We start from the raw sequence: 10,677 nt of genomic DNA, 5'->3' as shown, positions 1-10,677 counted from the left end.
TATAATTTCTGTCTAGTTTAGTGTAACCTATTCACAGTCTGAACGTACGGTTGTTTTCTCTTTTGGAGAAATAACATTTAGTAGGAGTCGCTGGACAAATGGCTTTGAAACTAGAATACCAGTAGATGAGTGGTTAGGTCTTGAAAAATATAAGAGATATTCAATAGAATTCTTATATCATGTTGCAAAATTGGCTACAATGATGCCTTATCGTCAAGTTTGCAAAGTAATAGATAGCACTTTGCAAACAATCATAACAAAAGACTGTGTTTTAAAAGCAGTAAAATTTGTAGAAAAATTGTTAAAAGAAAAAGAACGCTATCGTTTTTATTTGGAAGAGCCACCCGAACGTAAAAAAGTGAAAAAACTGTATGTTGAGGGTGATGGAGTCATGATTAAAAGCACAGATTCTAGAGAGGAAAGAAGGTATTTAGATTTAACACATTTTGTTATTCATACAGGCTCAAAAAAAGTTTCTACTAAAAGATATGAATTGCAGGACAAGCACGAAATATTACAGCTTAATTATGATAAAGCTAAATATAATCTTTTAGATTATATTTATAATAACTATGAAGTAGATGACGATACTATTTTAATCACTAACTCTGATATGGGTAAAGGCTATACTAGTAGAGTTTTTAAGGAATTAGGAAAAGCACTTAAGGTAAAGAAACATGAGCATTTTTGGGATATCTATCATGTTAAAGAAAAGTTAAGTTCATACCTTAGAAAATATCCAATTGAATTAACCGATTTTGCTTTAGATGCGGTAAAAAAATATAATTCTGATAAGCTTGAATTAGTTTTTGATACTGTTGAATCACTGATTTGTGATGAACTTGAAGATCAAGAATTTCAGAAGTTTAAGAAAAAAGTATTAAATAATTTCAAATATATAAAACCAGCTCATCTTAGAAATCTTTCAAATCGTGGTATTGGTATCATGGAATCACAACACAGAAAGATAACGTATAGAATGAAGCGACGTGGCATGTATTGGTCAAAGTGGGGAATCTCCACAATGGCAAATATGATTATATTTGAAAGAGCTAACGGTTTACGAGAATTATTTTTCGGTTCTTGGAGAAAGGTATACAGTGAGTATAAAGAAGGTTCATTTAGTGCAGGGCGACTTTTTAAAAAGACAGATGAATTAGATAAATTTTCTAAGCCCCTTCTAAAAAATGGCAGAAAATGGAGTATAACAGGAATCAAAACAAAATAGAAAAAGTCTAAAAATACCTTTATTTTTAGCGTTTTTTTGCATGTTTTAACTTGCATTAAATCTTCTAAAGTAGTATAATTATATTAAAGAAAAGCAAAAAATACTTGTTTTGGTCTTTTTAAGAATAATTCAAGTTTTCTTAAATTTATGAGGTATCGACTAATCTCAAAATTTCAGACACATACCTGAGTGAACATCAAGAGAGAACCGATCGGTTCTCTCTTTTATGATAGAATAATGAGATTAAGGAGGTCACAAAATAAGCAACTCTTAAAAAGCTGACCTTTACTAATAATAATCTTTGTTTTATAATAAATATGTTAGTAATATAATTAATAAATGAGATACATTTAATCATTATGACAAAAGCAAGAAAAATAGCTGTATCATATGCAAATAACCTCCTGTTTGCTCTTTAAAAAAGACGTTATCCTTATTTCTCCACGCACAGATGGATAACTAGGAGAGAATCGTTTGATTCTCTCTTTTCTTAATGGTCATAAAGACAAAGTCTCTCATCATGAAAGGACGACACATTGCGTAAAAAACAGAAACTACCATTTGATAAACTTGCCATTGCGCTTATGTCTACGAGCATCTTGCTCAATGCACAATCAGACATCAAAGCAAATACTGTGACAGAAGACACTCCTGCTACCGAACAAACCGTAGAAACTCCACAACCAACAGCGGTTTCTGAGGAAGCACCATCATCAAAGGAAACTAAAACCCCACAAACTCCTAGTGATGCAGGAGAAACAGTAGCAGATGACGCTAATGATCTAGCCCCTCAAGCTCCTGCTAAAACTGCTGATACACCAGCAACCTCAAAAGCGACTATTAGGGATTTGAACGACCCTTCTCAGGTCAAAACCCTGCAGGAAAAAGCAGGCAAGGGAGCTGGGACTGTTGTTGCAGTGATTGATGCTGGTTTTGATAAAAATCATGAAGCGTGGCGCTTAACAGACAAAGCCAAAGCACGTTACCAATCAAAAGAAGATCTTGAAAAAGCTAAAAAAGAGCACGGTATTACCTATGGCGAGTGGGTCAATGATAAGGTTGCTTACTACCATGACTATAGTAAAGATGGTAAAACCGCTGTCGATCAAGAGCACGGCACACACGTGTCAGGAATCTTGTCAGGAAATGCTCCATCTGAAACGAAAGAACCTTACCGCCTAGAAGGTGCGATGCCTGAGGCTCAATTGCTTTTGATGCGTGTCGAAATTGTAAATGGACTAGCAGACTATGCTCGTAACTACGCTCAAGCTATCAGAGATGCTATCAACTTGGGAGCTAAGGTGATTAATATGAGCTTTGGTAATGCTGCACTAGCTTACGCCAACCTTCCAGACGAAACCAAAAAAGCCTTTGACTATGCCAAATCAAAAGGTGTTAGCATTGTGACCTCAGCTGGTAATGATAGTAGCTTTGGGGGCAAGACCCGTCTACCTCTAGCAGATCATCCTGATTATGGGGTGGTTGGGACACCTGCAGCGGCAGACTCAACATTGACAGTTGCTTCTTACAGCCCAGATAAACAGCTCACTGAAACTGCTACGGTCAAAACAGCCGATCAGCAAGATAAAGAAATGCCTGTTCTTTCAACAAACCGTTTTGAGCCAAACAAGGCTTACGACTATGCTTATGCTAATCGAGGGACGAAAGAGGATGATTTTAAGGATGTCAAAGGTAAGATTGCCCTTATTGAACGTGGCGATATTGATTTCAAAGATAAGATTGCAAAAGCTAAAAAAGCTGGTGCTGTAGGAGTCTTGATCTATGACAATCAGGACAAGGGCTTCCCGATTGAATTGCCAAATGTTGATCAGATGCCTGCGGCCTTTATCAGTCGAAAAGATGGTCTCTTATTAAAAGACAATCCCCAAAAAACCATCACCTTCAATGCGACACCTAAGGTATTGCCAACAGCAAGTGGCACCAAACTAAGCCGCTTCTCAAGCTGGGGTCTGACAGCTGACGGTAATATTAAGCCAGATATTGCAGCACCCGGCCAAGATATTTTGTCATCAGTGGCTAACAACAAGTATGCCAAACTTTCTGGAACTAGTATGTCTGCGCCATTAGTAGCGGGTATCATGGGACTGTTGCAAAAGCAGTATGAGACACAGTATCCTGATATGACACCATCAGAGCGTCTTGATTTAGCTAAAAAAGTATTGATGAGCTCAGCAACTGCCTTATATGATGAAGATGAAAAAGCTTATTTTTCTCCTCGCCAACAAGGAGCAGGAGCAGTCGATGCTAAAAAAGCTTCAGCAGCAACGATGTATGTGACAGATAAGGATAATACCTCAAGCAAGGTTCACCTGAACAATGTTTCTGATAAATTTGAAGTAACAGTAACAGTTCACAACAAATCTGATAAACCTCAAGAGTTGTATTACCAAGCAACTGTTCAAACAGATAAAGTAGATGGAAAACACTTTGCCTTGGCTCCTAAAGCATTGTATGAGACATCATGGCAAAAAATCACAATTCCAGCCAATAGCAGCAAACAAGTCACCGTTCCAATCGATGCTAGTCGATTTAGCAAGGACTTGCTTGCCCAAATGAAAAATGGCTATTTCTTAGAAGGTTTTGTTCGTTTCAAACAAGATCCTAAAAAAGAAGAGCTTATGAGCATTCCATATATTGGTTTCCGAGGTGATTTTGGCAATCTGTCAGCCTTAGAAAAACCAATCTATGATAGCAAAGACGGTAGCAGCTACTATCATGAAGCAAATAGTGATGCCAAAGACCAATTAGATGGTGATGGATTACAGTTTTACGCTCTGAAAAATAACTTTACAGCACTTACCACAGAGTCTAACCCGTGGACGATTATTAAAGCTGTCAAAGAAGGGGTTGAAAACATAGAGGATATCGAATCTTCAGAGATCACAGAAACCATTTTTGCAGGTACTTTTGCAAAACAAGACGATGATAGCCACTACTATATCCACCGTCACGCTAATGGCAAGCCATATGCTGCGATCTCTCCAAATGGGGACGGTAACAGAGATTATGTCCAATTCCAAGGTACTTTCTTGCGTAATGCTAAAAACCTTGTGGCTGAAGTCTTGGACAAAGAAGGAAATGTTGTTTGGACAAGTGAGGTAACCGAGCAAGTTGTTAAAAACTACAACAATGACTTGGCAAGCACACTTGGTTCAACCCGTTTTGAAAAAACGCGTTGGGACGGTAAAGATAAAGACGGCAAAGTTGTTGCTAACGGAACCTACACCTATCGTGTCCGCTACACTCCGATTAGCTCAGGTGCAAAAGAACAACACACTGATTTTGATGTGATTGTAGACAATACGACACCTGAAGTCGCAACATCGGCAACATTCTCAACAGAAGATCGTCGTTTGACACTTGCATCTAAACCAAAAACCAGCCAACCGGTTTACCGTGAGCGTATTGCTTATACTTACATGGATGAGGATCTGCCAACAACAGAGTATATTTCTCCAAATGAAGATGGTACCTTTACTCTTCCTGAAGAGGCTGAAACAATGGAAGGCGCTACTGTTCCATTGAAAATGTCAGACTTTACTTATGTTGTTGAAGATATGGCTGGTAACATCACTTATACACCAGTGACTAAGCTATTGGAGGGCCACTCTAATAAGCCAGAACAAGACGGTTCAGATCAAGCACCAGACAAAAAACCAGAAGCTAAACCAGAACAAGACGGTTCAGGTCAAACACCAGATAAAAAAACAGAAACTAAACCAGAAAAAGATAGTTCAGGTCAAACACCAGGTAAAACTCCTCAAAAAGGTCAACCTTCTCGTACTCTAGAGAAACGATCTTCTAAGCGTGCTTTAGCTACAAAAGCATCAACAAGAGATCAGTTACCAACGACTAATGACAAGGATACAAATCGTTTACATCTCCTTAAGTTAGTTATGACCACTTTCTTCTTGGGATTAGTAGCTCATATATTTAAAACAAAACGCCAAAAAGAAACTAAAAAATAGTATTACTTAAACTGATAAGAGCTTATTTAATAGAGAGAACCAATTTGGTTCTCTCTATTTTTTTATATGTGCTACCTCATCAAAAAGAAGTTAGGACAAATAGCTGTCAACAATTGCCTTTTGCTTATCCCTTCAGTTGATGTGATAAAAGATGGTAGTTGCCATTGACAAAGCATTGATAAAGGAGTAAAATTAACTGGTTAATAACTGGTTAAATTATAATTGAGGAGGTACTATGAAAAAAGGTTTTTTTCTCATGGCTATGGTTGTGAGTTTAGTAATGATAGCAGGGTGTGATAAGTCAGCAAACCCCAAACAGCCTACGCAAGGCATGTCAGTTGTAACCAGCTTTTACCCAATGTATGCGATGACAAAAGAAGTATCTGGAGACCTCAATGATGTGAGGATGATCCAATCAGGTGCAGGCATTCATTCCTTTGAACCGTCTGTAAATGATGTGGCAGCTATTTATGACGCGGATTTGTTTGTTTACCATTCACATACCTTAGAAGCTTGGGCAAGGGATCTAGACCCTAATTTAAAAAAATCAAAGGTTGATGTGTTTGAAGCGTCAAAACCTTTGACACTAGATAGAGTCAAAGGGCTAGAAGATATGGAAGTCACACAAGGCATTGACCCTGCGACACTTTATGACCCACATACCTGGACGGATCCCGTTTTAGCTGGTGAGGAAGCTGTTAATATCGCTAAAGAGCTAGGACGTTTGGATCCTAAACACAAAGACAGTTACACTAAAAAGGCTAAGGCTTTCAAAAAAGAAGCAGAGCAACTAACTGAAGAATACACTCAAAAATTTAAAAAGGTGCGCTCAAAAACATTCGTGACGCAACACACGGCATTTTCTTATCTGGCTAAACGATTCGGCTTGAAACAACTTGGTATCTCGGGTATTTCTCCAGAGCAAGAGCCCTCTCCTCGCCAATTGAAAGAAATTCAAGACTTTGTCAAAGAATACAACGTCAAGACTATTTTTGCAGAAGACAACGTCAATCCCAAAATTGCTCATGCTATTGCGAAATCAACAGGAGCTAAAGTAAAGACATTAAGTCCACTTGAAGCTGCTCCAAGCGGAAACAAGACATATCTAGAAAATCTTAGAGCAAATTTGGAAGTGCTCTATCAACAGTTGAAGTAAAGGAGATTATTAGTGAAGAAAACATATGGTTATATCGGCTCAGTTGCTGCCATTTTACTAGCTACTCATATTGGAAGTTACCAACTTGGTAAGCATCATATGGGTCTAGCAACAAAGGACAATCAGATTGCCTATATTGATGACAGCAAAGGTAAGGCAAAAGCCCCTAAAACAAACAAAACGATGGATCAAATCAGTGCTGAAGAAGGCATCTCTGCTGAACAGATCGTAGTCAAAATTACTGACCAAGGCTATGTGACCTCACACGGTGACCATTATCATTTTTACAATGGGAAAGTTCCTTATGATGCGATTATTAGTGAAGAGTTGTTGATGACGGATCCTAATTACCGTTTTAAACAATCAGACGTTATCAATGAAATCTTAGACGGTTACGTTATTAAAGTCAATGGCAACTATTATGTTTACCTCAAGCCAGGTAGTAAGCGCAAAAACATTCGAACCAAACAACAAATTGCTGAGCAAGTAGCCAAAGGAACTAAAGAAGCTAAAGAAAAAGGTTTAGCTCAAGTGGCCCATCTCAGTAAAGAAGAAGTTGCGGCAGTCAATGAAGCAAAAAGACAAGGACGCTATACTACAGACGATGGCTATATTTTTAGTCCGACAGATATCATTGATGATTTAGGAGATGCTTATTTAGTACCTCATGGTAATCACTATCATTATATTCCTAAAAAGGATTTGTCTCCAAGTGAGCTAGCTGCTGCACAAGCCTACTGGAGTCAAAAACAAGGTCGAGGTGCTAGACCGTCTGATTACCGCCCGACACCAGCCCCAGGTCGTAGGAAAGCCCCAATTCCTGATGTGACGCCTAACCCTGGACAAGGTCATCAGCCAGATAACGGTGGCTATCATCCAGCGCCTCCTAGGCCAAATGATGCGTCACAAAACAAACACCAAAGAGATGAGTTTAAAGGAAAAACCTTTAAGGAACTTTTAGATCAACTACACCGTCTTGATTTGAAATACCGTCATGTGGAAGAAGATGGGTTGATTTTTGAACCGACTCAAGTGATCAAATCAAACGCTTTTGGGTATGTGGTGCCTCATGGAGATCATTATCATATTATCCCAAGAAGTCAGTTATCACCTCTTGAAATGGAATTAGCAGATCGATACTTAGCTGGCCAAACTGAGGACAATGACTCAGGTTCAGAGCACTCAAAACCATCAGATAAAGAAGTGACACATACCTTTCTTGGTCATCGCATCAAAGCTTACGGAAAAGGCTTAGATGGTAAACCATATGATACGAGTGATGCTTATGTTTTTAGTAAAGAATCCATTCATTCAGTGGATAAATCAGGAGTTACAGCTAAACACGGAGATCATTTCCACTATATAGGATTTGGAGAACTTGAACAATATGAGTTGGATGAGGTCGCTAACTGGGTGAAAGCAAAAGGTCAAGCTGATGAGCTTGCTGCTGCTTTGGATCAGGAACAAGGCAAAGAAAAACCACTCTTTGACACTAAAAAAGTGAGTCGCAAAGTAACAAAAGATGGTAAAGTGGGCTATATGATGCCAAAAGATGGTAAGGACTATTTCTATGCTCGTGATCAACTTGATTTGACTCAGATTGCCTTTGCCGAACAAGAACTAATGCTTAAAGATAAGAAGCATTACCGTTATGACATTGTTGACACAGGTATTGAGCCACGACTTGCTGTAGATGTGTCAAGTCTGCCGATGCATGCTGGTAATGCTACTTACGATACTGGAAGTTCGTTTGTTATCCCACATATTGATCATATCCATGTCGTTCCGTATTCATGGTTGACGCGCGATCAGATTGCAACAGTCAAGTATGTGATGCAACACCCCGAAGTTCGTCCGGATGTATGGTCTAAGCCAGGGCATGAAGAGTCAGGTTCGGTCATTCCAAATGTTACGCCTCTTGATAAACGTGCTGGTATGCCAAACTGGCAAATTATCCATTCTGCTGAAGAAGTTCAAAAAGCCCTAGCAGAAGGTCGTTTTGCAACACCAGACGGCTATATTTTCGATCCACGAGATGTTTTGGCCAAAGAAACTTTTGTATGGAAAGATGGCTCCTTTAGCATCCCAAGAGCAGATGGCAGTTCATTGAGAACCATTAATAAATCTGATCTATCCCAAGCTGAGTGGCAACAAGCTCAAGAGTTATTGGCAAAGAAAAATACTGGTGATGCTACTGATACGGATAAACCCAAAGAAAAGCAACAGGCAGATAAGAGCAATGAAAACCAACAGCCAAGTGAAGCCAGTAAAGAAGAAAAAGAATCAGATGACTTTATAGACAGTTTACCAGACTATGGTCTAGATAGAGCAACCCTAGAAGATCATATCAATCAATTAGCACAAAAAGCTAATATCGATCCTAAGTATCTCATTTTCCAACCAGAAGGTGTCCAATTTTATAATAAAAATGGTGAATTGGTAACTTATGATATCAAGACACTTCAACAAATAAACCCTTAACCAAAAGAAGATCTCATTGTTAAAGCACTGCTTTGTCAAAGCAAGTTACGGTGATTTTGAAGTCATTCTATGTAACGAGTAGTGATAAAAGTTGGATAATAGCGGTTTTCTTTTGCAAAGAAATGGTATCCATGTTAGAATAGTAAAAAAAGAGGAGGATTCTTGGACTAATGTCAAATAAGTAGACAGAAAACTGTGTTATTTTATTGCGTTAAAATAATTTTCTTCTTTCTGATTAGGGGTTAGTCCTAGATTAGCCGTATGTGGGTTGTAATTGTTATAAAAATTCTCAATGTATTCAAAGCAGTCTAATTGAACCTGTTTGATATTTTGATAATGTTTTCGGTTGATTTGTCTATGCTTTAAATACTTGAAAAATGCTTCAGTTACGGCATTATCATAAGGATATCCAGGATTAGAAAAAGAATGCATGATATTGGCACTGCACCCTAATAGTGAGACGCAAGAAAAACACTTTTAGGCAATCAGTTTTCTGTACTGTACAGGCGACTGGTCGTTTAATCTCTGTTGAATTCTAGTTTCATTATAAAATGTAATGTAATTTTTAACAATATTTGTTATACTATCTTTGTTGTATTTTCTCCTATTATGGAAATAAAAGGTTTCAGTCTTTAGGACGGTGTGAAACCATTCAATACAGGCATTATCTGCAGGTGTTCCTTTTCGAGACATTGAGCGGATAATGTCTTTTTCCGTGCAAGCCTGGTAGTAAGCCATAGAAGTATACACTGAGCCTTGGTCACTGTGTAAGATTGCTCCTTTATTTAGGCAATTTTAACTGATTAAGGGTGTCTAGTACAAAATCCGTGTCCTGACAATCTGAGATAGTGTAAGCTATAATTTCTCGGTTATAGAGATTCATAATTGATGAGAGATACAATTTACAGTTACCGAAATATAGGTAGGTAATATCTGTTACGAGCTTTTCCTTAGGCTTATCGGCATGGAAATCCCGACTCAATTTATTATCTGTTAAATAATAAGCTTTACCCAAATTGGGAACTTTCTTGGTACGTGTCCGACAAAGCCAGCCATTATTTTTCATGATACGATAGACTTTCTTTGTATTAACAGTCAATCCGTGGATTTTTTTGAGCAATCGTGTAATGGTACGATAGCCATAAATAAAGTGATTCTCCATACAGAGCTGTTCAATTAATTCAATAAGGTCATCTTTTTTTGCGGCTTCTCATACTCCTTTTTCCAACGGTAATAGGTCGACCGCTTGACCTTAAAACAGTCTAGAATGAAAACTATCGGGTAGTTGTTTTTATAGTCTTCCACAAGCTTGATAAGACTTACTTTATCGATTTCCTTATCAAGCCTCGATACTTTTTTAAGAGGTCAACCTGTAATTGTAATTGTTCCACTTCAGACAGATGTTCCAAGCCTTTACCGTAGGTATATTGCTTGCCAACACCTTGATGAAAACGATAAAGCTCCTCGTTTTCGTACCATTTCATCCAAGTATAGATTTGACTATTATTTTTGATGCCTAAAGTCTCCATAATAACTCTGTTAGACTTGCCTGCTTTCTTCATATCGATGCAAGCCAGCTTAGTTTCCCATGAATATGCTTTTTTAACCATAATAAAACATTCCTGTTTCTAGTTTACTAAATTTCAACAGGAGTGTTTTTCTTTTGTCTCATTTTAGGGATTCAGTGCCTATTGTTGTCATCAATTATTTTTCTAAATTCCCCGGACTTAAATTGTGACCCTTGGTCGGAATGAAAGAGAAGTGTTCCTTCAATCTTTCTTTTATTAAGTGAAAAGGCAACACTTTTCTGTACAACATTTATA

The 10,677-nt window shown here is 38.0% G+C and carries 3 protein-coding genes and 4 pseudogenes; 4 read left to right on the top strand and 3 right to left on the bottom strand.

The features are described 5' to 3' along the window. Positions 1-31: 31 nt before the first annotated feature. From HMPREF2818_RS03060 to HMPREF2818_RS03045, 4 genes and pseudogenes are all read left to right on the top strand, one after another. Positions 32-1,228 (top strand): annotated as a pseudogene (locus tag HMPREF2818_RS03060) (ISLre2 family transposase); the annotation flags it as partial. A 536-nt stretch (positions 1,229-1,764) separates the two neighbouring features. Then, the gene (gene scpA/B, locus HMPREF2818_RS03055; RefSeq protein WP_001227855.1) at positions 1,765-5,217 is read left to right on the top strand and encodes a C5a peptidase ScpA/B; all 3,453 of its coding nucleotides are present in this window, start codon (positions 1,765-1,767) and stop codon (positions 5,215-5,217) included. Between the two features lie 235 nt (positions 5,218-5,452). Further along, positions 5,453-6,373: a metal ABC transporter substrate-binding lipoprotein/laminin-binding adhesin Lmb gene (gene lmb / locus HMPREF2818_RS03050; protein WP_000715197.1), complete on the top strand. Its 921-nt coding sequence runs from the start codon at positions 5,453-5,455 to the stop codon at positions 6,371-6,373. 12 nt (positions 6,374-6,385) lie between these two features. Further along, positions 6,386-8,854 (top strand): pneumococcal-type histidine triad protein, encoded by a 2,469-nt coding sequence (locus HMPREF2818_RS03045; protein WP_000754577.1) that lies wholly within the window; start codon positions 6,386-6,388, stop codon positions 8,852-8,854. 198 nt (positions 8,855-9,052) lie between these two features. Here the strand turns inward: HMPREF2818_RS03045 and HMPREF2818_RS03040 are convergent. From HMPREF2818_RS03040 to HMPREF2818_RS10120, 3 pseudogenes are all read right to left on the bottom strand, one after another. Beyond that, positions 9,053-9,292, bottom strand: a pseudogene (locus HMPREF2818_RS03040) (integrase core domain-containing protein); the annotation flags it as partial. Positions 9,293-9,331: 39 nt separating this feature from the next. Continuing rightward, a pseudogene (locus HMPREF2818_RS09730) lies at positions 9,332-10,467 on the bottom strand (IS3 family transposase). A 77-nt stretch (positions 10,468-10,544) separates the two neighbouring features. After that, positions 10,545-10,677 (bottom strand): annotated as a pseudogene (locus HMPREF2818_RS10120) (IS3 family transposase); the annotation flags it as partial.

This window comes from Streptococcus sp. HMSC076H09 (assembly GCF_001811765.1).
GTDB lineage: Bacteria > Bacillota > Bacilli > Lactobacillales > Streptococcaceae > Streptococcus > Streptococcus agalactiae.
This window is presented reverse-complemented; position numbering and strand designations above follow the sequence as displayed.